Annotated in this window: 24 protein-coding genes and 1 pseudogene; 24 read left to right on the top strand and 1 reads right to left on the bottom strand. The window is 51.1% G+C overall.

Translation table 11 applies throughout. From position 1 onward, the window contains the following. Positions 1–226: 226 nt before the first annotated feature. The 23 genes and pseudogenes from DXC57_RS04750 (at position 227) to DXC57_RS04630 (ending at position 21,627) form a co-directional block, all read left to right on the top strand. The gene (locus DXC57_RS04750) at positions 227–415 is read left to right on the top strand and encodes a hypothetical protein (protein ID WP_005930722.1); all 189 of its coding nucleotides are present in this window, start codon (positions 227–229) and stop codon (positions 413–415) included. Continuing rightward, positions 412–753 (top strand): DeoR family transcriptional regulator, encoded by a 342-nt coding sequence (locus DXC57_RS04745; protein WP_117762298.1) that lies wholly within the window; start codon positions 412–414, stop codon positions 751–753. The genes DXC57_RS04750 and DXC57_RS04745 overlap by 4 nt, the downstream gene beginning before the upstream one ends. Beyond that, positions 746–1,042, top strand: a complete 297-nt coding sequence (locus tag DXC57_RS04740; RefSeq protein WP_118651404.1) for a DUF3847 domain-containing protein — start codon at positions 746–748, stop codon at positions 1,040–1,042. Before DXC57_RS04745 ends, DXC57_RS04740 begins: the two co-directional genes overlap by 8 nt. Positions 1,043–1,340: 298 nt before the next feature. Continuing rightward, positions 1,341–1,670, top strand: coding sequence for a hypothetical protein (locus DXC57_RS04735; protein ID WP_118651402.1), 330 nt, complete (start codon positions 1,341–1,343; stop codon positions 1,668–1,670). 154 nt (positions 1,671–1,824) lie between these two features. Continuing rightward, entirely contained in the window at positions 1,825–3,405 is a 1,581-nt protein-coding gene (gene mobQ / locus DXC57_RS04730; protein ID WP_118651400.1) for a MobQ family relaxase, read from the top strand. Positions 3,406–3,470: 65 nt separating this feature from the next. After that, positions 3,471–4,115, top strand: coding sequence for a CHC2 zinc finger domain-containing protein (locus DXC57_RS04725; protein WP_109258349.1), 645 nt, complete (start codon positions 3,471–3,473; stop codon positions 4,113–4,115). Then, entirely contained in the window at positions 4,084–5,421 is a 1,338-nt protein-coding gene (locus DXC57_RS04720) for a virulence-associated E family protein (protein ID WP_117452251.1), read from the top strand. Before DXC57_RS04725 ends, DXC57_RS04720 begins: the two co-directional genes overlap by 32 nt. Before the next feature lie 241 nt (positions 5,422–5,662). After that, entirely contained in the window at positions 5,663–5,860 is a 198-nt protein-coding gene (locus DXC57_RS04710; RefSeq protein WP_003020324.1) for a hypothetical protein, read from the top strand. Continuing rightward, complete coding sequence (locus DXC57_RS04705) at positions 5,861–7,531, top strand: recombinase family protein (protein ID WP_007887864.1); 1,671 nt, start codon at positions 5,861–5,863, stop codon at positions 7,529–7,531. 90 nt (positions 7,532–7,621) lie between these two features. Beyond that, positions 7,622–7,708: pseudogene (locus DXC57_RS04700) on the top strand (Maff2 family protein); the annotation flags it as partial. 69 nt (positions 7,709–7,777) lie between these two features. Next, positions 7,778–8,647: a VirB6/TrbL-like conjugal transfer protein, CD1112 family gene (locus DXC57_RS04695; protein ID WP_024724981.1), complete on the top strand. Its 870-nt coding sequence runs from the start codon at positions 7,778–7,780 to the stop codon at positions 8,645–8,647. Between the two features lie 13 nt (positions 8,648–8,660). Further along, entirely contained in the window at positions 8,661–9,206 is a 546-nt protein-coding gene (locus DXC57_RS04690; protein ID WP_002589060.1) for an MT-A70 family methyltransferase, read from the top strand. Positions 9,207–9,220: 14 nt separating this feature from the next. Next, positions 9,221–9,676 (top strand): PrgI family protein, encoded by a 456-nt coding sequence (locus DXC57_RS04685; protein ID WP_117515823.1) that lies wholly within the window; start codon positions 9,221–9,223, stop codon positions 9,674–9,676. Then, positions 9,633–12,032: a VirB4-like conjugal transfer ATPase, CD1110 family gene (locus tag DXC57_RS04680; RefSeq protein WP_006059580.1), complete on the top strand. Its 2,400-nt coding sequence runs from the start codon at positions 9,633–9,635 to the stop codon at positions 12,030–12,032. The genes DXC57_RS04685 and DXC57_RS04680 overlap by 44 nt, the downstream gene beginning before the upstream one ends. A gap of 2 nt (positions 12,033–12,034) precedes the next feature. After that, positions 12,035–12,409: a DUF3851 family protein gene (locus DXC57_RS04675; protein WP_002569211.1), complete on the top strand. Its 375-nt coding sequence runs from the start codon at positions 12,035–12,037 to the stop codon at positions 12,407–12,409. Beyond that, positions 12,402–14,111, top strand: coding sequence for a CHAP domain-containing protein (locus tag DXC57_RS04670; RefSeq protein WP_117470827.1), 1,710 nt, complete (start codon positions 12,402–12,404; stop codon positions 14,109–14,111). The genes DXC57_RS04675 and DXC57_RS04670 overlap by 8 nt, the downstream gene beginning before the upstream one ends. Before the next feature lie 29 nt (positions 14,112–14,140). Further along, on the top strand, positions 14,141–14,392 hold the full coding sequence (locus DXC57_RS04665) for a DUF4315 family protein (protein ID WP_002589133.1): 252 nt from the start codon (positions 14,141–14,143) through the stop codon (positions 14,390–14,392). After that, positions 14,382–15,134 (top strand): DUF4366 domain-containing protein, encoded by a 753-nt coding sequence (locus DXC57_RS04660; RefSeq protein WP_002589132.1) that lies wholly within the window; start codon positions 14,382–14,384, stop codon positions 15,132–15,134. Before DXC57_RS04665 ends, DXC57_RS04660 begins: the two co-directional genes overlap by 11 nt. Before the next feature lie 147 nt (positions 15,135–15,281). Continuing rightward, complete coding sequence (locus DXC57_RS04650) at positions 15,282–15,980, top strand: hypothetical protein (RefSeq protein ID WP_008723343.1); 699 nt, start codon at positions 15,282–15,284, stop codon at positions 15,978–15,980. Then, entirely contained in the window at positions 15,967–18,075 is a 2,109-nt protein-coding gene (locus tag DXC57_RS04645) for a type IA DNA topoisomerase (protein ID WP_040381961.1), read from the top strand. Before DXC57_RS04650 ends, DXC57_RS04645 begins: the two co-directional genes overlap by 14 nt. Next, complete coding sequence (locus DXC57_RS04640) at positions 18,072–18,350, top strand: hypothetical protein (protein ID WP_002570998.1); 279 nt, start codon at positions 18,072–18,074, stop codon at positions 18,348–18,350. The genes DXC57_RS04645 and DXC57_RS04640 overlap by 4 nt, the downstream gene beginning before the upstream one ends. A gap of 6 nt (positions 18,351–18,356) precedes the next feature. Continuing rightward, entirely contained in the window at positions 18,357–21,410 is a 3,054-nt protein-coding gene (locus tag DXC57_RS04635; protein ID WP_118651396.1) for an LPD28 domain-containing protein, read from the top strand. A 1-nt stretch (position 21,411) separates the two neighbouring features. Beyond that, the gene (locus DXC57_RS04630; protein WP_008981161.1) at positions 21,412–21,627 is read left to right on the top strand and encodes a transposon-transfer assisting family protein; all 216 of its coding nucleotides are present in this window, start codon (positions 21,412–21,414) and stop codon (positions 21,625–21,627) included. 434 nt (positions 21,628–22,061) lie between these two features. Here the strand turns inward: DXC57_RS04630 and DXC57_RS15650 are convergent, their stop codons facing one another. Further along, the gene (locus tag DXC57_RS15650) at positions 22,062–22,490 is read right to left on the bottom strand and encodes a hypothetical protein (RefSeq protein WP_243101288.1); all 429 of its coding nucleotides are present in this window, start codon (positions 22,488–22,490) and stop codon (positions 22,062–22,064) included. On the opposite strand from DXC57_RS15650, the gene DXC57_RS15645 reads away from it, so the two are divergent. Continuing rightward, positions 22,477–22,833 (top strand): TnpV protein, encoded by a 357-nt coding sequence (locus DXC57_RS15645; protein ID WP_024739421.1) that lies wholly within the window; start codon positions 22,477–22,479, stop codon positions 22,831–22,833. The two genes, DXC57_RS15650 and DXC57_RS15645, sit on opposite strands and share 14 nt — an antisense overlap. Positions 22,834–23,328: the final 495 nt, after the last annotated feature.

The following is a 23,328-nucleotide window of genomic DNA, read 5'->3' as shown; positions in this document are numbered from 1 at the left end:
AAACGAGCATACCAAAGGGAGCGATACGCCGCTGTGAGATTCAGGGGAGGAACGACACCGGGGAGAACTGGCGAACTGACACCGAAATGATACCGAAACACGACAATCTGATAGGGGGATAGTCTACCCTATCGCTGATACTTCGGGAGATTTTAGGCGGTTCTATGACTGTAATTTTGCCGAAAATCGCCCCGAAACCATACACTAAAACGGGAGGAAACACAATATGCCGAGAATGAGCAAAAAGAGGAAGCATGAGCTTTCCTTTTACCTCAATGACCGGGGGCGTGTCACTTACAACGAATTATGCCGGAAATGCCAGCATGGGTGCAGGCAGAGCTTCCGGGCAGTTGTGATTGACTGCCCCCGTTATTTATCCAAACGAGCAAAGAAAAAGGAGGAACACACCGAATGAATTTTGAATTTATGACGATAGACACACCATTGCCGCCCTGTATGCCCTTTCCCATAGCGTTGACAGGCTTTCCAGTCAGCAGCACCGCAAAGGTCATGTACTGCCGGATGCTGGACGCTATGCTATCCAAAGGGCAGGAGGACGAGAACGGAATCCTGTTTGTCTGCTTCCCTGTCACAGCCATTGCCGCAGTCTTGTCCCGCAGCCCCATGACGGTCAAGCGTTCTTTGAATGAACTGGAAACCGCCGGACTTATCATGCGGGTGCGTCAGGGCGTTGGAGAACCAAACCGGATTTATGTACTGATACCGGGAAAGGGGGACGCTGCCCTTGCCTGATACCTCAAAGCTGGAAAAGCTAAACCGGGAGCTGGAGAAAAGCGAAAAGAAACTGCGGAAAGCAATCAATGATGAAAAGGCATTGCAGCACCAGTTAAAGCAGCTTACCCGAAAGGAACGGACGCACCGGATCTGTACTCGTGGCGGTATGCTGGAAAGTTTTCTGCAAGAGCCGGAACGCCTGACAGATGATGATGTCATGCTGTTGTTGAAACTCATTTTTCACAGGCAGGACACGCAGGAACTATTGAAAAAACTGCTGGAACGGGAGAAGCCGGAAACCCCTTAGTTTACTAAGGGCGCAATTATACACCACCCAGAGGTTGGTGCATTGCGTTCTCCGAAGGCTCCTCGCCGGAGGGCTGTGATTTTCCGCAGTCATGGTCTGCTCCAAATCATACAGGGGACGCTACGCTTCCCCTGCGCTGGCTGCCGCCAGCTACCCTTTTGTGGACTTGCCATCTGGGGACACCTTGCGATGCAAGCTGTTCCCAGCCGACAAGTTTCATAAAATACGCTATCTTTTCGATAGGCGATGCAGTATAATAAAGTCAGTGACAAATTAGAAGTTGCGAAAGGAGAACAAAATGTGGGGAGTATGTCTTGATAGTAACGCCATACAAGATGGATTATTTCAGACCGTTATTCAATACAAAAGAAAAGAGAATGGTGAAGTGGTGATTATATCCCCAAAAACTACATACAAACTGGATATTAAGCATGTTAAAGAATTGTCAGCACCTCCCCAATATATTTATGGAGAATGTGTTTCCCCTTGTAATCATCCCGATATGATAGGTATAGTTTGTGATATTGCTTGGCATTTCAAGTTAAACTGCTATTTCTATATAATTAAAGTCAATGGTAGACCGAAAAGCAAACGATACTACGATGGTGATTTGAACCCTATTGTATAACTTCCAGTTTGACGCTCTCCCCTTACATCGGGACAACTTGTCCCGAACTTTTACAACTAAATACCCGCCGCCCACACAGCGGCACATCAAGCAGGAAATCTGAAAAAGGTCTCCTGCTTTTTTTCTGCCAAAAATCGGAAAGGAGGAACACAAAATGCCCTGTCCACACAATCAAATCTCTATTGTACAGCGCAGCAATCGCCAGTCTGCTGTTGCCGCCGCTGCTTACCAGAGTGGCGAAAAGCTGTTCTGTGAATACGACCAGCAAGTGAAGCACTACCCAGAAAAGCGTGGTATCGTCCACAATGAAATCCTGCTCCCGGCAAATGCCCCACAGGAATATACAGACCGCAATACCTTATGGAACGCCGCCGAAGCGGTGGAGAAGCAATGGAACTCTCAGCTTGCAAGGCGGTGGGTGCTTACCATCCCAAGAGAGATACCACCCGACCAATATGCTGTCCTTGTCCGGGAGTTTTGTGAGCAGCAGTTTGTTTCCAAAGGCATGATTGCTGATTTTGCAATCCATGACCCCCATCCGCCGGGACACAATCCCCACGCCCATGTCATGCTCACTATGAGGGCAATGGACGAACATGGAAAATGGCTTCCCAAGAGCCGCAAGGTTTATGACCTTGACGAAAACGGGGAACGGATCAAACTTCCGTCCGGCAGGTGGAAAAGCCACAAGGAGGATACGGTTGACTGGAACGACCAGAAGTATTGTGAAATCTGGCGGCATGAATGGGAGGTTATCCAGAACCGCTATCTGGAAACCAATGACCGCCCGGAGCGTGTGGACTTGCGTTCCTATGCCAGACAGGGGCTTGATATAGTCCCCACTATCCATGAGGGTGCTGCTGTCCGCCAGATGGAAAAGCGTGGTATCCAGACGAATATCGGCAACCTGAACCGGGAAATCAGAGCCGCCAACAATCTGATGAAGTCCATCCGGCAGCTTATCCAAAACCTCAAAGGCTGGATTACCGAGCTGGGAGAAAAACGGAAAGAGCTGCTTGCACAAAAAGCGGCGGAGGAAGCGACACTTCTTCCCAATCTGCTGATGAAGTACATGGAGATACGAAAGGAAGAACGGAAGGACTGGACGAGGGCTGGACAGAACCGGGGGACTTCACAGGACTTAAAGGCAGTCAGCGAAGCCCTGTCCTATCTCCGGCAAAAGGGGCTTTCCACTGTGGAGGACTTAGAAGCATTTCTGGAATCTTCCGGGAAATCAGCCGCAGATTACCGCAATCAGATGAAGCCAAAGGAAGCCCGAAGCAAAGTGATTGACGGGATTCTTGCCAGCCGGACAGACTGCAAGGAATGTAAGCCTGTCTATGAGAAGTACCAGAAGATATTTTTCAAGAAAACAAAGGAAGCGTTCAAGCAGGAACACCTGGAGGTTGCCCGGTATGAGAAAGCCGCCGCCTACCTTGCCAAGCACCCGGACGATAAGGATAAAACGAAAAAGGAGCTGCAACAGGAGCAGGAAACGCTTCTCAGCGAAATCGCAGACCTGAAAGTACCGCTGACCGAGGTACAGGAGGACTTGAAGAAACTGCGGGACATCCGCTACTGGGTACGGAAAGCCACACCCGGCACAGAGGAAAGCAAAGAGCCGCCCAAGAAGCAGCCTATCAAGGAAGTCTTGCAGGATAAGGCGGACGAGAAAAAAGCACAAAGAACTGCCCCGGTGCAGACAAAACACAAACAACAGGATATGGAACTTTAACAGGCACTTGCCATTTTCAGATTGAGAATGTCAGGTGCTTTTCTTTTTTTCAAGGAGGGATAGATTTGAATGTATTTGAAGCTGTGAAGCAGTCCGTCACAACAAGACAGGCTGCGGAGCATTATGGAATCCGTGTAGGCCGGAACGGGATGGCTTGCTGCCCGTTCCATAACGATAAAACCCCAAGCATGAAGCTGGATCGGCGTTACCACTGCTTCGGCTGCGGTGCGGATGGGGATGTGATTGATTTTGCCGCCGCCCTGTATGGGCTGGGAAAGAAAGAAGCTGCCGTACAGCTGGCACAGGACTTCGGGCTTTCCTATGAGGACTGGAAACCGCCGGGGAAGGTAAAAAAGCCCAAGCCCCGGCAGAAATCCCCGGAGGAACAGTTTCAGGAAGCAAAAAACCGTTGCTTCCGTATTCTTACCGATTATCTTCACTTGCTTATGGCATGGAGAACGGACTACGCCCCGCACTCCCCGGAGGAAGCCTTTCATCCCCGGTTTGTGGAAGCCTTACAGAAGCAAGACCAAGTGGAATATCTGCTGGATGTGCTGCTGTTCGGGGAGACAGAGGAAAAAGCGGCTTTGATTACGGACTACGGAAAGGATGTGATACAGCTTGAACAGCGAATGGCAGAGCTTGCAGCCGCAGACGCAGCAGGAACTAAAAAACACCATGAACGCCATGCAGCCGCCCCAGAGCATTGAGGAAATCAAGGCGGGGCTGGAAACCACCGAGAAAGGCGGTGTCCGTCAGAGCATCCGGAACTGCCTGACCGTATTCCAGCGTGACCCTCTGCTTTCCGGGGCTATCGCATACAACATTCTAACTGACCGCAAGGACATCATAAAGCCCATCGGCTTCCACAGAGAAAGCACCGCCCTGAACGATACGGACATGAAGTATCTGCTTCTCTATCTGGAAGAAACCTACGGGCTTACCAATGAGAAAAAGATTGATAACGCCATCGGGATTGTGGCGAATGAAAACAAGTACCATCCCATCCGGGACTACCTAAGTGCCCTTGTGTGGGACGGGACAGAACGAATCCGTTTCTGTCTGCGGCACTTTCTGGGGGCTGACGCAGACGATTACACCTATGAAGCGTTGAAGCTGTTCCTGCTGGGTGCAATCTCACGAGCCTTTCAGCCGGGGTGTAAGTTTGAAATCATGCTCTGTCTGGTAGGCGGTCAGGGGGCTGGCAAGTCCACCTTCTTCCGTCTGCTGGCAGTCCGGGACGAGTGGTTCTCCGATGATTTGCGGAAGCTGGACGATGACAATGTGTATCGCAAGCTGCAAGGTCACTGGATTATCGAAATGTCGGAAATGATGGCAACCGCAAACGCCAAGAGCATTGAGGAAATCAAGTCATTTTTAAGCCGGCAGAAAGAGGTTTACAAGATACCCTATGAAACCCACCCGGCAGACCGCCCCCGTCAGTGCGTGTTTGGCGGCACTTCCAATGCCCTTGACTTCCTGCCCCTTGACCGTTCCGGCAACCGCCGCTTTATCCCCGTCATGGTGTACCCGGAGCAAGCCGAGGTTCACATTTTGGAGGACGAAGCTGCTTCCAGAGCCTATATTGAGCAGATGTGGGCGGAAGCGATGGAGATTTACCGAAGCGGCAGGTTCAAGCTGGCTTTCAGCCCCGCCATGCAGCGGTATCTCAAAGAACACCAGCGGGATTTTATGCCGGAGGACACCAAAGCCGGGATGATACAGGCATACCTTGATAAGTACACCGGGAGCATGGTCTGCTCCAAGCAGCTCTATAAGGAAGCCTTGAACCATGCTTTTGACGAACCGAAGCAATGGGAAATCCGGGAAATCAACGAGATAATGAACCAGTGTATTGACCGCTGGCGGTACTTCCCGAATCCAAGAATGTTTTCCGAATACGGCAGACAAAAGGGCTGGGAGCGTGAAAACCCGGCAACGGACTCCGGCAACCCGTCTGAAAAAACGATGGACGGTTTTGTGGAGGTCACAGAACAGATGGAGCTTCCATTCTGAAAATGACAGCCCGTTGCACCCCCTGTTGCTATCCCGTTGCCGAGCCGGTTGCCGGGGAGAATCCCGAAACTATCGGCTTTTCTCCCTTATAACAACCAAAACAACAGAAAAATAAAAGAAAAGTATAAATAGTAACCACCGCCAGATTGAGATTGTTTGCAAGGTCTTTTGAAGCCCGTTGCCGGACTTCGTTGCCGACACCCTCTGTCTGGCTATTTTCATGTATGGAGGATAACTGCCTATGGCAAAAAACAAAACAGAGATTCATGTTACAACGGTATTTGACGGGGAACTGGACGCAACCGATGTGTTCGTCAGCCTGATTTCCCAGAAATACGGTAAGACAAATACGAAAGAATATCTTGCTAAAAGGAAAGATATGAGCTATAATGAAGATGAGGTTCAAAAGAGCCAGATACCGTCTGGATTGTGTGGGTAAATGGCTATGATGAACGAAATGGAATACAGAACAATCGGTTCGGCACTTGCCGGAGGGTATCGTGCAGCGGTCTATTGCAGACTGTCAAAGGACGATGACCTGCAAGGCGAAAGTGCCAGTATCGCAAACCAGCGGGATATGCTGGAAAAATACTGCGAAAAGCAGGGATGGGAGGTTGTGGCAGTCTATCAGGATGATGGCTTCACAGGTCTTAACATGGAGCGTCCTGATTTACAGAGAATGTTGAGAGCCATTGAGCGCAGGCAGATCAACCTTGTCATCACGAAAGACCTCAGCCGACTGGGGCGTAACTATCTGCAAACCGGGCATTTGATTGAGGACTTTTTCCCAAGAAACGGTGTCCGCTATATCGCCATGAATGACGGTATCGACACCCTGCGGGATAACAACGATATTGCCCCGTTCAAGAATATCCTGAACGAGATGTACAGCAAGGATATTTCCAAGAAAGTCCATTCCTCTTATCTTCTGAAAGCGCAGAAAGGACAGTTTACCGGGTGTCTTGCCCCCTTTGGGTATCGGAAAGACCCAGAGGACAGAAACCATCTGCTCATTGACGAGGAAACCGCCCCGATTGTGCGGCTGATTTTCGGATATGCCCTGAACGGTCATGGTCCGAACTATATCCGCAGACGGCTGGAGGAAGAAAAAATCCCCTGCCCCACATGGTGGAACCGGGAACGGGGGCTTCGCAATACCCGCACCAAATGGGAAAAGAAAGACCCAGAAAACGGACGGTATATGTGGGACTTCTCCGTTATCAAAGACCTCTTGATGAATCCCGTCTACACCGGGGCGATTGCTTCCCAGAAAAAAGACTACCGTTTCAAAATCGGCACGATTGGAGAAAAGAAGCCGGAGGACTGGATTGTGGTGGAGGGACAGCATGAACCGCTGATTGACCGCATGAGCTTTGACATTGTGCAGAACAAGCTGAAATCCCGCCAGCGTCCGGGGCAGACCAATGAAATCAGCCTGTTTGCCGGACTGATAAAATGCGGCGAGTGTGGGAAGTCGCTGACGATACGCTACACAAACGCAAAACATCCCCAGCAGATTTATTCCTGCAAGACCTACAATGCCTTTGGAAAGAACCACTGCACCCAGCACCGGATTGACTATGACACCCTTTACAGCCATGTGCTGCGGAAAATCCGGGAATGTGCCAGAGCTGCCCTGATGGACGGGAAAGCGGTTGCCGACCGCCTGACTAATACCTGTGAAGCCGAGCAGCGGGAACAGCGGGAAGCAATGGAACGCTCCCTTACAAGGGACGAGGAACGGATTGAGGTTCTGGATAAAATGGTCATGCGGCTGTATGAGGATATGATTGCAGGGCGTATCAGTGAGCAGAATTTCAACACCATGCTGGAAAAGACACAGACCGAGCAAGCGGAGCTTAAAGCAAAAGTGTCCGAGGGCAGAAAGCGGCTGTCCGATGAAGTCCAGCTTGCCAATGACGCAAAACAATGGGTGGAAGCCATTCAGGAATACGCCAATATCACAGAGCTGGACGCAGCCACCCTTAACCGCTTAATCAAAGAAATCGTCGTGCATGAGCGCATTGACGAAGATAAAACAAGACACATTTCTATCGAAATTCATTTTAATCTCAAACCCATCCCAGAGGTGGAACAGGTCACTGCCTGACCTGTCCCGCCGGGACGGTTCTCTTAAAAACACCATATAGATTTTTTGTACGCCGCCGCCCGCCATCGAGCAGAGTTTTACACCTAATTGGGTATAAAACAGCTCATGGCCGGTGCTGGTGTAGCCGTGGTAGGCATGGTCCTTGTACCTCTGCTCTCCGGGCTTTTCTCTGTCTAAGCGTCTCCGTATGAAATCCTTGCCGCTCCCGCAGTTTTGCGGGGGCGGCGGAAAGGAGGTTGACACCGTATGGATTTCTTACTTGAAGCCCTGACAAATTGGCTGAAAGAAATGCTGGTGGGCGGCATTATGAGCAACCTTTCGGGGATGTTTGACAGTGTAAACCAGCAGGTCGCGGATATATCCGTACAGGTAGGCCAGACCCCACAGGGATGGAATGGCAGTATTTTCAGCATGATTGAGAATCTGTCCAACTCCATCATGGTGCCGATTGCAGGCGTGATCCTGGCTATCGTGATGACCGTAGACCTGATCCAGATGATCGCAGACAAGAACAACCTGCATGATGTGGACACCTGGATGATTTTCAAGTGGGTGTTCAAATCAGCCGCTGCCATCCTCATTGTCACAAATACATGGAATATCGTGATGGGCGTCTTTGATATGGCGCAGAGCGTAGTGGCGCAGGCGGCAGGGGTTATCAATTCGGATGCGTCCATTGACATTTCCTCAGTTATGACCGATCTGGAACCGAGGCTGATGGAAATGGATCTGGGACCGCTGTTCGGACTGTGGTTCCAATCCCTCTTTATTGGCATTACTATGTGGGCGTTATATATCTGTATCTTTATCGTTATTTATGGCCGTATGATCGAAATCTACCTTGTGACTTCGGTGGCTCCCGTTCCAATGGCTGCAATGATGGGTAAAGAATGGGGCGGTATGGGACAGAATTACCTCCGATCCCTGCTGGCGCTGGGCTTTCAGGCGTTTCTCATTATCGTCTGCGTGGCAATTTATGCTGTGCTGGTGCAGAACATCGCTCTGGAAGATGACATCATCATGGCAATCTGGAGCTGCGTGGGCTACACCGTACTGCTGTGCTTTACGCTGTTCAAAACCGGCAGTCTCGCAAAATCAGTCTTTCAGGCGCACTAAAGGAGGGTTCTGTATGAAAAAATATCAAATCATTTACGCAGACCCGCCATGGAACTACAAAGTATATTCCAAGAAAGGATTGGGACGCAGTGCAGAAAGTCACTATCCGACCATGAGTATCGAGGATATTTGTGCGCTGCCAGTAGGCAACTTGGCGGATAAAGACTGTGCCTTGTTTTTATGGGTCACGATTCCATGTTTACTGGAAGGTCTCTCAGTTCTGAAGGCATGGGGATTTACCTATAAAACCGTCGGCTTTGTTTGGGTAAAGCAAAATCGAAAGGCAGATAGCTTGTTCTGGGGAATGGGATATTGGACGCGCTCCAATGTGGAACTTTGTATCCTCGCAACGAAAGGACATCCCAAGCGTATAAACGCAGCTGTTCATCAGGTCATTGTCTCTCACATTGAAGAACATTCAAAAAAACCGCAGGAAGCCAGAGAACGCATTGTCTCATTGATGGGTGATCTCCCGCGCATAGAACTGTTTGCTCGTCAATCCACACCCGGTTGGGATGTGTGGGGAAATGAAGTGGACAGCTCTATTTCATTCCCATAAAGGAGGTGGATAATATGGCTTATGTACCCGTACCCAAAGATTTAACCAAAGTCGAAACCAAGGTCATGTTCAATCTGACACGAAGGCAGCTGGTCTGCTTTACCGCCGGGGCGCTTGTAGGTGTACCGCTGTTCTTGTGGCTCCGTGAGCCTGCGGGAAACAGCATGGCTGCCATGTGTATGATGCTGGTCATGATGCCCTTCTTCCTGCTGGCAATGTATGAAAAGCATGGACAGCCCCTGGAAAAGATCGTGGGCAACATCCTCAAAGTAGCTGTGATCCGTCCCAAGCAGCGTCCCTACCAGACCAATAACTTTTATGCCGTATTAAAGCGGCAGGAAATGCTCGATAAGGAGGTGTATGACATTGTTCACCGCAATGAAAAGCTGGCTGCGCCGTCTGCTGGGAAAACCGGAAGAAAAGACCGTGCATCCGGTAAAGACAAAGAAAAAGCTGTCCCGCGCCGATAAGAAGCAGATCGAAGCGGCCATTGCCCGCGCCAACCGCACGGACAAAAAAGGAAAATCGGCACAGGACAGTATCCCCTATGAACGAATGTGGCCGGACGGGATCTGCCGCGTATCGGACAGCCACTACACAAAGACCATTCAGTTTCAGGACATCAACTATCAGCTCTCCCAAAATGAAGATAAGACCGCGATCTTTGAGGGCTGGTGTGATTTCCTCAATTATTTCGACAGCTCGATTCACTTCCAGCTGTCTTTTTTGAACCTTGCGGCATCGGAGGAGACCTTTGCCAACTCCATTTCCATTCCGCCCCAGGGGGATGCCTTTGACAGTATCCGTGAGGAATATACCACGATGCTGCAAAATCAGCTGGTCAGAGGCAACAACGGTCTCATCAAGACCAAATACCTGACCTTTGGTATCAACGCTGACAGCATCAAAGCCGCCAAGCCCCGTCTGGAGCGTATTGAGACCGATATACTCAATAACTTCAAGCGTCTTGGTGTAGCCGCCAGAACATTGGACGGTAAGGAAAGGCTTTCCCAGCTTCATGCGGTATTCCACATGGATGAACAGCTCCCGTTTCAGTTTGAATGGGACTGGCTGGCTCCTTCCGGCCTGTCCACGAAAGATTTTATTGCACCAAGCTCCTTTGAGTTCCGCACCGGCAAGCAGTTCCGTATGGGCAAGAAATACGGGGCTGTTTCTTTTTTGCAGATTTTAGCCCCAGAGCTGAATGACCGTCTGCTGGCTGATTTTCTGGATATGGAAAGCTCGCTCATTGTGAGTATGCACATTCAGTCGGTGGATCAGGTGAAAGCCATCAAAACGGTAAAGCGTAAGATTACCGATCTGGACCGCAGTAAGATTGAGGAACAGAAAAAAGCAGTCCGCGCCGGATACGACATGGACATCATTCCTTCTGACCTTGCCACCTACGGCAGCGAAGCGAAAAAGCTGTTGCAGGATTTGCAGAGCCGAAACGAGAGAATGTTCCTGGTCTCCTTTTTGGTGCTGAACACAGCGGACACCCCCCGTCAGCTTGGAAACAACATCTTTCAGGCAGGCTCTATTGCCCAGAAGTATAACTGCCAGCTGACCAGACTGGACTTCCAGCAGGAAGAAGGGCTGATGAGCTGTCTGCCCCTGGGACTCAATCAGATCGAGATTCAGCGAGGGCTGACCACCAGTTCTACGGCTATCTTTGTACCATTCACCACACAGGAATTATTCCAGAACGGCAAGGAAGCCCTGTACTACGGCATCAATGCCCTGTCCAACAACCTCATCATGGTGGATAGAAAGCTGCTGAAAAACCCCAACGGCTTGATTTTGGGTACGCCGGGTTCCGGTAAGTCTTTCAGCGCCAAGCGTGAGATTGCCAACTGCTTTTTGCTTACCAATGATGATGTCATCATCTGTGACCCGGAAGCGGAGTACGCACCTCTGGTGGATCGTCTGCATGGGCAGGTCATCAAGATCTCGCCTACCTCAACCAACTACATCAATCCGATGGATCTGAACCTGGACTATTCGGATGATGAAAGCCCGCTGTCCCTCAAGTCTGACTTTATCCTCAGCTTGTGTGAGCTGATCGTGGGCGGTAAGGACGGATTGCAGCCGGTGCAGAAAACCATCATCGACCGTTGTGTGCGTCTGGTCTATCAGACCTACCTCAATGACCCGCGCCCGGAGAATATGCCCATACTGGAGGACCTATATAACCTGCTCCGTTCACAGGAGGAAAAGGAAGCCCAGTATATCGCCACGGCCCTTGAAATCTATGTAACCGGCTCCCTCAATGTGTTCAATCACCAGAGCAATGTGGACATCAATAACCGCATTGTCTGCTATGACATTAAGGAGCTGGGCAAGCAACTCAAGAAAATCGGTATGTTGGTGGTCCAGGATCAGGTGTGGAACCGCGTTACCATTAACCGCGCTGCCCACAAGTCCACCCGTTATTACATCGACGAGATGCACCTGCTTTTGAAGGAGGAGCAGACCGCCGCTTATACGGTGGAAATCTGGAAGCGATTCCGCAAATGGGGCGGTATTCCGACAGGTATCACCCAGAATGTCAAAGACCTTTTGAGCAGCCGCGAGGTGGAGAACATCTTTGAAAACTCCGACTTCGTGTATATGCTCAACCAGGCAGGCGGAGACCGTCAGATTCTCGCCAAGCAGCTGGGCATTTCCACGCACCAGCTTAGCTATGTGACCCACTCCGGTGAGGGCGAGGGCCTGCTGTTCTATGGCTCCACCATCCTGCCCTTCGTTGACCACTTCCCGAAGAATACTGAGCTTTACCGCATTATGACCACCAAACCCCAGGAACTGAAAAAGGAGGATGAATAACTATGAAACAGAATATTTGCGAACTTGATACCATGATTTTTTTCCGTGAGGCATTGGAGGCTCACGAATTCATGTTGCTTCCGGTAATGGCCTCCGCTGTTGTTGAGTGTCGTACCGCTGACAAAGAACTCAAAACCTTGAATGAGGATGGCGAAATTGGTCTTGCCCGTCTCTTTTCGATTTGGGCGAATATGATGTGTGCCCCTGGTGCAGCAACCATTGTAGGGTGCAGACCTATCACAATGCTCTCTGAGATTCTGGCGCAAGTCCATGCGTATCTCACCGTGCATCCGCTATATGATCCGGAAGGTTTGGCCCTCTATGTGGAGCTGCACCACATGATGGATGCCATCCTAATGGGTGATTGGTTTGAATAAAGAGCCGCGCCTGCGCTTTACTGATGAGGAACGGGCTGACCCTGCACTGGAAAAGCCGATCCGCAAAACGGAGAAAGCTACGGCCAGAGCAGATAAGGCGCAGGCCAATATTCCAAAGAAAAAAGTCAGACAGACGGTCATTGACCCGGACACCGGGAAAAAGACCTCGAAGCTGACCTTTGAGGACAAGAAAAAACCACCTTCCAAACTTTCTCAAGGGGTTAAGGAAGCTCCCGTCCATCTGGTCGCGGGCAAGTTTCACAAAGAGATCCGGGAAACAGAACAGGACAATGTGGGCGTGGAAAGCGCCCACAAGTCCGAGGAGGCGGTGGAGACCAGCGCTTATCTGGTGCGGGAGGGCTATCGCAGCCACAAGCTGAAGCCGTACCGCAAAGCAGCCCAGGCCGAGCAGAAGCTGGAAAAGGCAAATGTAAATGCCCTGTACCAGAAGTCCCTACGGGAAAATCCTCAGTTTACCAGCAACCCTCTCTCCCGCTGGCAGCAAAAACAGAGTATCAAAAAGCAGTATGCCGTCGCCAAGCGCACCGGTCAGACTGCCGGAAATACCGCCCAGGCTGCGTCCAAAACCGGAAAAGCCGCAAGGACGGTAAAAGAAAAGGCACAGCAGGCAGGGGCATTCGTCATGCGCCACAAGAAGGGCTTCCTGATGGCAGGGGTTTTTTTCCTCATCGCCTGTATGCTGATGAATACCATGTCCTCCTGCTCTATGATGGCACAGAGTATTGGTTCTGTAATTTCCGGCACTACCTATCCATCGGATGACCCGGAAATGCTGGCGGTGGAGGCAGATTATGCAGACAGAGAAGCTCGGTTGCAGGAGAAAATCGACAACATCGAAAGCAGCCACCCAGGGTATGACGAGTATCGCTATAACCTGGATATGATTGGCCATGACCCCCATGAGCTGGCGGCAGTTCTCTCTGCTGTCTTGCAAGGCTATACACGCCACAGCGCACAGGCAGAGCTGGATCGTGTGTTTGATGCACAGTATCAGCTTACGCTGAGAGAAGAAATTCAGATTCGCACTTACACTGACGAAGATGGTGATGAGCATGAATATGAATATCGTATTCTCCATGTAACTTTAACAAGCCGTTCCATTGCCTCTCTTGCGCCAGAACTACTGACTCCGGAGCAGATGGAGATGTACCAGGTCTACCGACAGACTATGGGCAATAAGCCGCTGTTATTTGGTGGCGGTTCTCCCGATACAGGTGTTTCTGAAGATTTGACTGGTGTTGAATTTATCAATGGCACCCGCCCCGGCAATCCGCAGCTGGTGGAACTGGCGAAAAGTCAGGTGGGCAATGTGGGAGGACAACCTTATTGGAGCTGGTACGGCTTTGACTCCCGTGTGGAATGGTGTGCCTGCTTTGTATCATGGTGCTATGGTCAATCCGGTCGAACGGAACCACGCTTTGCTGGTTGTCAGTCTCAGGGTGTTCCGTGGTTCCAGTCTCATGGACAGTGGGGCGCACGAGGATATGAAAACATCGCCCCCGGTGATGCCATTTTCTTCGATTGGGATCTGGATGGTTCCGCAGACCATGTGGGAATTGTTGTCGGCACCGATGGCAGCCGTGTTTATACCGTGGAGGGAAATTCCGGCGATGCCTGCAAGATCAAAAGTTATGACCTGAATTATCAGAGTATCAAGGGCTACGGCCTGATGAACTGGTAACAGAGATTTTTTAGAAGGAGTGATAGACGATGGCAAAGAACAAAATTGAACGCATTGACCAGGAGATTGCTAAGGTCCGCGAGAAGATCGCAGAGTATCAGGAAAAGCTCAAGGCGCTGGAGGTACAGAAAACCGAGGCAGAAAATCTGGAGATCGTCCAGATGGTGCGCGCACTGCGTATGACCCCGGCTCAGCTGAGCGCCATGCTGTCCGGAGGCACAGTTCCCGGCAGTTTTGCTGATGACAACAACGAACAGGAGGAAAACAGCTATGAGGAATAAACGATTGCTCCGAACACTTTCCGCCCTTTGCCTGACGCTGGTGCTGGCATCGGGCTTTACCGTTCCCGCTTTTGCCCAGGGCGCAGCGCCGCCCCCGGCAGAGGATACCACCAATGACAGCAATGTGGTGGTGGAAGAAACGGAAAAAGCACCTCCGCTGACCCCGGAGGGCAACGCCGCTCTGGTGGATGATTTCGGGGGCAATAAACAGCTCATTACCGTTACCACCAAGGCGGGCAACTATTTTTATATCCTGATCGACAGGGCCAACGAGGATAAAAAGACTGCTGTTCACTTTCTGAACCAGGTGGATGAAGCGGACCTGATGGCGCTGATGGAAGATGGAAAACCCAAAGAGGAGCCGCCTGCTGTGTGCAGCTGCACGAAGAAATGTGAAGCAGGGGCAGTTAATACGGCCTGTCCGGTCTGTGTAACTGATAAGAGTAAATGTACGGGAAAAGCACCGGAACCTCCGGCAGAAACACCGGAGCCGGAAAAAGAGAAGCCTGCCGGACTGAACCCGGCTGCGCTGATCCTTCTGCTGGCTCTGCTGGGCGGCGGTGGCGTATTTGCCTACTTGAAGCTCGTTAAGAATAAGCCTAAGACCAAGGGCAATGACAGTCTGGACGATTATGATTATGGTGAGGAAGATTCCGAGGAATGGGAAACCGAAGATGAGGAAGTCCTTGAGGATGGTTTTGAGGGTTCTGACCCTAATGAGGAACGCGATAGAGCAGATTGAACCATTTGAGCGTAGCGTATTTCAAATCATTGCGGGATAAGGGACAGAGGACAGGGAGAAATTCCTGTCCTCTGCTGCTCTACTCACTCTCTTACTGTAAATCCACACCCAAAATCAGCACATGGTCAAAGAAAGGAGGACCTCACAATGAACACATGGAACTGGTTATTACACTTTCTGATTATTTTTGATCTGGTCGCCTTCGGAATTTACTTTGGAGGAGACATTCTTTTCACTGCTATCAGCAAAGTTCAAAAAAAGTCAAAGAAGGACGATGACTTGGATCTTTATGATTTTGAAATTGAGACCGCACCCCAAAAGCGCTCTTTATGTGTGGACTCAATCCGAATGCTTTATTCTGGTGAGATAGATGAATTTGTGGAAAAGGAACTGTTGCCTGATGCAGCGGAGACCATGAACGCTTTATCTGAAGCTGAAAAAACAGCAGTTAGCCTGTTACTAAAAGCTTATATCGGTTTTTTGAGCGAAGAAGCAACGGTAGATGAACAAAGTTTTCCCATGGTTAAGGAACTGTTGTCTTATACACAGGGCAGCAAAGAAGATGGTGAAAAAGATGCCATAGATTGTCTGATGGAAGATACGGTCAGCAGAACCCACAGACATCGAGAATATTACAACAATTATCAACGCTATCAACTGATGCAGGTGGATAAAGAGCGTGTGATTATGGCCTGCAATATCATAATCAATGATTTGATTGGCAGGTTGTACCGATATGATTATCGCTTTGGCTATGACATTACACTTGCCTCAGAACACAGCATTGCAAAAAAACTGTCTGATAATTGGCAGAATGAATGGGAGGCTGAAGATGATGAGATATAAACTGGTAATCGCTGAAAAACCATCGGTTGCACAAAGTCTGGCTGCGGTAATCGGTGCAACTGCTCGTAAGGATGGGTATCTGGAGGGTAACGGCTGGCGTGTCAGCTGGTGCGTGGGCCATCTGGCTGGTCTTGCGGATGCAGACAGTTATGATCCCAAGTATGCCAAGTGGCGATATGATGACCTGCCTATCCTGCCGGAGCATTGGCAGATGGTGGTGGGAAAGGATAAGAAAAAGCAGTTTGATATTCTCAAAAAGCTGATGAACGCCCCAGATGTGACCGAAGTGGTAAATGCCTGCGATGCCGGACGCGAGGGCGAGCTGATCTTCCGCAGCGTCTATGAGCTGGCAGGCTGCCAAAAGCCGATGAAAAGGCTCTGGATTTCTTCAATGGAGGACTCCGCCATAAGGGAGGGCTTTGCAAACCTGCGTCCAGGTGTAGATTATGATGGACTTCGGAAAGCTGCTCTCTGCCGTGCCAAGGCCGACTGGCTGGTAGGGATCAATGCCACAAGGCTTTTTTCCGTGCTGTACCACCGCACCCTCAACATCGGGCGCGTGATGTCCCCAACGCTGGCACTCATTGTCCAGCGAGAAGCTGAAATCGACACATTTAAGCCGGTTCCTTTTTATACCGTGGCGCTGGAGCTGCCCGGTCTTACCGTATCCGGGGAGCGCATAAGTGACCGAGCAAGCGCAGAGCAGCTGAAAGAAGCTTGCCAGGATGCAGCTGTCACAATCAAAAAGGTGGAGTGCAAGGAAAAGTCTGAAAAGCCGCCTGCCCTCTATGATCTGACTACTCTGCAAAGAGATGCCAATCGCCTGCTTGGATTTACAGCCCAGCAGACCCTGGACTATCTGCAAAGCCTGTATGAAAAGAAGCTCTGCACCTATCCCCGTACTGACAGCCGCTATCTGACCGGTGATATGGCAGACAGCCTGCCGGTGCTGGTGAATCTGGTTGCCAATGCTATGCCGTTTCGCAAAGGGATCGCCATTACCTGTGATCCGCAGACGGTCATCAACGATAAGAAAGTAACCGACCACCACGCAGTAATTCCCACCCGAAATCTCAAGGATGCAGACCTTTCTGCCCTTCCTGCGGGAGAAAAAGCAGTGCTGGAGCTGGTGGCCCTGCGTCTGCTGTGCGCCGTGGCCCAGCCCCATATCTATTCGGAAACCGTTGTGATTGCAGCGTGTGCCGGTGGGGAATTTACCACCAAAGAAAAAACGGTGAGGCACCCCGGATGGAAAGCACTGGAGGACGCTTACCGTGCCAAAACGAAGGATGCAGAGCCGAAAAAAGAGGGTGCAGAGAAAGCCGTGCCAGAGCTGACTGAAGGACAGACCCTTTCGGTTTCTGCGGCAATCGTCAAAGAAGGCAAAAGCAGTCCGCCCCAGCACTTTACGGAGGACACCCTGTTGTCCGCGATGGAGACTGCCGGAAAAGAGGATATGCCGGAGGATGCCGAGCGAAAAGGTCTGGGGACACCGGCCACTCGTGCCGGTATTTTGGAAAAGCTGGTATCTGCCGGTTTTCTGGAACGAAAAAAGAACAGGAAAACGGTGCAGCTTCTCCCTTCCCACGATGCAGTCTCCCTGATCACAGTCTTGCCGGAACAGCTGCAATCGCCGCTTCTGACTGCCGAGTGGGAGTACCGCCTGGGAGAGATCGAGCGCGGGCAGCTTGCCCCGGAGGAGTTTCTGGACGGGATCAGCACCATGCTGAAAGATCTGGTGGGAACTTATCAGGTCATCAAAGGAACTGAGTACCTGTTCACTCCGCCCCGTGAGGTGGTGGGCAAATGCCCTCGCTGCGGCGGTGAAGTTGCAGAACTGCAAAAAGGCTTCTTCTGTCAGAATGATTCTTGCAAATTTGCAATCTGGAAAAATAACAAATGGTGGGCTGCCAAGAAAAAACAGCCGACCAAGGCTGTGGTGTCTGCACTGCTTAACGATGGCCGTGTCCGTGTGACGGGGCTATATTCGGAGAAAACCGGCAAGACCTACGATGCCACTGTGGTTTTGGAGGACGATGGACAGTACGCCAACTTCAAGCTGGAATTTGATCAGCGGAAAGGAGGCAGCCGATGAAGCTCTCTTTAGTGGAACGGGAAACCATTCTCCTTTATAACCAGGCAGAACCAATGGCTGAGGTCTACACCCACGATCCCCGTCTGATGGAGAAGCTGGAACTGCTGGCAAAAAAGCACCCCGACCAGATCACCCGAAAGGACGCCCATAACTTTACCGTCCCAAAGCGGTGTGTATCAGTCCGGGAGCCATATAGCGCAGAACGCCGCAAAGCCGCCAGTGAGCGTGCGAAAGCTGCCGGATACCAGCCCCCTGTGAGAAAGTCCAGCAGTTAAAGGCACATGGCAGAGAATGTATTTGAAGCAGTCAAGCAGTCGGTCAGCACCAGAGATGCGGCAGCGTTTTATGGGATCGAGGTCAAACGAAATGGCATGGCCTGTTGTCCCTTTCACGATGATAAGAACCCCAGCATGAAGCTGAACGAGGAATATTTCTACTGTTTCGGCTGCGGAGCTACTGGCGATGTGATCGACTTTACCGCAAAGCTCTTTGACCTCTCCCCAAAAGAAGCGGCAGAGAAATTGGCACAGGACTTTGGCCTGATCTATGACAGTCAGGCCCCTCCCCGCAGGAGGTATGTCCGGCAGAAAACCGAGGCACAGCAGTTTCGTGAGGATCGGCAGCGGTGTTATCGCGTACTGTCCGATTACTACCATCTGCTGAAAAAATGGGAGAGCGACCATTCTCCCCGGACACCGGAGGAGAAACCGCACCCCCGCTTTGTGGAAGCAATCCATAAGAAAATCTATGTGGAGTACCTGCTGGATCTTTTTCTTTATGAAAGTGAAGAAGAACAAAAGGCATGGATTGCAGAACACACAGCAGAAATCACACACTTGGAAAGGAGATTGAAAATCATGGCTGAGAACAAACCCACCAACCGAGAGCGGCTAAGGGAAATCACAGACGGCATCGAGCAGGGCATCAAGGAACTGTTTGAGAGTGAAAAGTATATGCGCTATCTGTCCGTTATGTCCCGCTTCCACCGCTATTCGGTAAACAACACCATGCTCATCTATATGCAGAAGCCGGACGCCACTTTGGTAGCCGGATACAATAAGTGGAAAGCCCAGTTTGAGCGTCATGTTAAAAAGGGAGAACATGGCATTACCATCATCGCCCCCACACCGTACAAGAAGAAAATCGAGGAGCAGAAACTGGACCCGGATACCAAGGCTCCGATTTTGGATAAAGACGGAAAGATCATCACAGAGGAAAAAGAAATCGAGATCCCCATGTTTCGCCCGGTCAAGGTCTTTGATGTGAGCCAGACTGATGGGAAACCTTTGCCGGAGCTTGCTTCCTCCCTTTCCGGAAATGTGCCAAATTATGAGGCATTCATGGAGGCCCTGCGCCGCAGTGCGCTGGTGCCGATCACTTTTGAAGCAATGGCCGCCGATACGGACGGCTATTTTTCTGCCGATCATCAGAAAATTGCCATTCGCCAGGGCATGAGCGAGGTGCAGACGGTTTCGGCCACGGTTCATGAGATTGCCCACAGCAAGCTCCACAATCAGAAAAAGATTCAGATTGCCAATGACGAGCAATATCAGGAGATCGAGCTGTTTGATAAACCCGGTCTGTTCTCCAATGGGCGGATTGTCCGTGATAATCTGCCGGAGGACGTTTATTGCTATGACCTGCGCGGTTCTGACTACGACCCCGGAGAGCAGGTCTGTGTAGAAGAACGAGTGGTTGTAAACCATGCAGGTTCCGTTCTGCTGACAGAGCCGTTGGAGCTGGCGGAAGATGGACGCCTGATGCTGACCGAGGAAGAAGGGCTGAATTTTGTTGGCGGCTTTTCTACCCTCGCCCAGTTTTTGCAAGAACAGAGGAAAGACCGCCACACGGAGGAAGTGGAGGCTGAAAGCATCTCCTATGCAGTCTGCAAGTATTTTGGCATCGAGACCGGAGAAAACAGCTTCGGCTATATTGCAAGCTGGAGTCAGGGCAAGGAACTGAAAGAGCTGAGAGCCAGTTTGGAAACCATCAACAAGACCTCCGGCACTTTGATCTCTGACATTGAGCGCCACTATAAGGAAATCTGCAAAGAGCGTGGAATTGACCCCAATGCAAAAAAAGAGCCGGAAATGGCGGTTCTTGATGCGGAGGCAAACCAGCAGGAGGCTTTGTTTCTAATTGACGATGCCACCTATCTTCATATCCAGCCTTGTGACAGCGGCTGGGACTACACCATTTACGATGCCGCGTCCATGAAAGAGCTGGATGGCGGTCAGCTGGATATGCCGGAGCTTTCCCGCATGAAGGCAGTTCTCCAGATTTGTGATGACAACGATCTGGACAGAGACTCTGTAAAATACGCACCGTTGTCCATGATCGAGACTTTGCAGGAAGCTGCCTACCAGCAGATGCAGGCAGAGGCCAGTCAGATGACTGCTTCTTCTCAGCTGCCGGAAGCACAAGAGCAGGCGCTGGATGAATACCCTATGCCTGATGAGCAGGTATCCACACCGGATATGCAGGAATACGGCTACTTCTATGATGGGATGCTCCCTGTCACCAGAGAACGGGCGCTGGAACTGGATGCCGCTGGTTTGACCGTCTATGTGCTGCATGAGGACAATACGGAGAGCATGGTGTTTGACCCGCAGGAAATCATGGATCATGGCGGTCTTTTTGGCGTGGACCGTGAGGAATGGGAGAAAAGCCCTCAGTTCCACGAAAAGGTCATGGAGCGTCAGGAACATCAGCAGGAACGAGAACAGGCATTTCTCTCCCAGAATAGAGATTGCTTTGCCATCTATCAGGTAAGCCGTGACGATCCGCAGAATGTGCGCTTTATGAATCTGGATTGGTTAAAGTCCCATGACATTTCCATAGACCGCAGCAATTATGACCTAATCTACACCGCTCCGCTGAGTGAGTCTGGCACTGTGCCGGAGCAGCTGGAAAAACTCTATCAGCAATTCAATCTGGAAAAACCCGTGGACTTTCACAGTCCCTCCATGAGCGTCAGCGACATCGTTGCGATCAAGCAGGACGGTAAGGTATCCTGTCATTACTGTGACAGCGTTGGTTTTACCCAGATCCCCGGATTCTTGCCGCAAAATCCGCTGAAAAATGCGGAAATGGCCATGGAGGACGATTACGGCATGATCGACGGTATCATCAACAATGGCCCAAAAGAGCCGACCGTGGCAGAGCTGGAACAGCAGGCCCGAAGCGGTCAGCCCATTTCCCTGATGGACTTGACTGACGCCATTCATCGGAAGGAACGGGAAAAGAAAAAGTCCGTCATGGAGCAGCTGAAAAGCCAGCCCAAAGCAGAACACAAAAAGACAGCGCAAAAAAAGAGCGCAGAAAGGGAGATTTGATATGGGAAACTTTACTTTTGAGGAAATGAACCTGATGTGCATTTACAATACCGGCAGCCGCACCGGGCTGATCGACAGCCTGCGTGAAATGCGCGGCGAGCTTTCGCCGGAGGAAACGGAACTGAGGGAGCTAACCGACAGCGCCCTTACGAAGCTCTGTGCGATGACCGATGAGGACTTTGACCAGCTGGAGCTGTACCCGGATTTTGACCAGTAAACACCATAACCGCAGGGATGGGGTGGCAATTTGCCACCCCACCTTTTACCCCAAAACTGAAAGGAGGACAGAATACCATGCCAACCAAAGCTGAACTATATGCACAGATGGCGGACAAGGTGGCAACACAGCTCACGGGGAGCTGGCAGGAATGGGCAGAGTTTCTCACCACTGCTTCTCGCCTTTACAAGTACCCGTTCCATGAGCAGCTGATGATCTACGCCCAGCGACCGGACGCTACCGCCTGTGCAGAGTACGATTTGTGGAATGAAAAGATGGGCCGATATGTAAGGCGCGGTTCCAAGGGAATCGCTCTGGTGGATGATTCCGGGGACAGACCTCGCCTGCGTTATGTCTTTGACATTTCAGACACCGGAACCCGTGAACATTCCCGCACTCCCTGGCTGTGGCAGCTGGAGGAGCGCCATCTGGATTCAGTGCAGGCCATGCTGGAGCGCACCTATGATGTTTCCGGTGATGACCTTGCAGGACAGCTTACCGAGGTAGCCGGAAAACTGGCTGAGGAATACTGGACGGAGCATCAGCAGGACTTCTTCTATATCGTTGACGGTTCCTTTTTGGAGGAATATGATGAGTATAACATCGGAGTGCAGTTCAAGGCAGCCGCCACCGTCAGCATCACTTACGCTTTGATGTCCCGCTGCGGACTGGAGCCGGAACGCTACTTCGACCACGAAGATTTCATGGCGATCTTTGATTTCAACACCCCGTCCACCATCGGGGCGCTGGGAACAGCGGTCAGCCAGATCAACCAACAGGTGCTGCGGCAGATCGGCGTCACCGTCCGAAATGCAGAGCGCGAAGCCAACCAAGAAAGGAGCAAACAAGATGAACAATCCCATGACCTATATCCAGAACGGAGACTATCTGATTCCCGACCTGAAGCTGAGCCAGCAGCCGGAGAAACCTCTGGGCAAGTACGGCAGGATGAGGAAAACCTACCTGAAGGAACACCATCCCATCCTCTACAACCAGATGTTGCTGAGCGAGAAGCTGTACCCGCACCTTCTGGAGATCGACGAGACCGCCCAGAACAGACTGGAGCAGATGATACCCCAGCTGGCGAAGGAAGCAGGAGCCACCGAGGAACTGAAAGCCAGCGATCCCATGAAGTGGGTGGGGCTGATGAACACCTGCAAAGCCCAGGCAGAGGAAATCCTGATGGCGGAGCTTATCAACAGCTGACCCTAAACCTGTTCCTCTCCGAAGCGGAACAGATCCAATCCATAGATGAAGCAGAGAATGTAGCGCATACATCCTCTGCTTTTTCTTTTACCCAAAACGACATTGACCATGTGCTGCGTTTGGGCGGCAATACAGACCGCCAGAGGGAGTGTGTGGTTGCAGCCTTTGAAAAGCAGAAAACCACCGCTGAGATTGCCGAGATACTGAAAACGCTGTACCACGGCGGCAACGGCCTTGGTAGTGTGAGCGCATGGTATGCTGAGGATGGTATCCATCTTTCCCACGGGAAGTCTGTCCGTTATGACAGGTCTGCTCAGGTTGTTTCCTGGGAGAGCGCCGCAGAGCGTATCGGGGAGCTTTTGGAGAGCGGCCAGTTTGCCTCCAATGTGGAACTTGCAGAAGCGGCAGGCTATGAACGCTCCCTCCTTGCCACAAAGTTCTGGAACCTATATCACGATCTCAGTGAGGACGCCAGAGAAGCCGGATATTTGTCCT

The sequence above is a fragment of the Clostridium sp. TF06-15AC genome (assembly GCF_003481165.1).
GTDB lineage: Bacteria > Bacillota > Clostridia > Lachnospirales > Lachnospiraceae > Otoolea > Otoolea fessa.
Note: the sequence above shows the minus strand (reverse complement) of the source record. Positions and strands in the feature narration are given on the sequence as shown.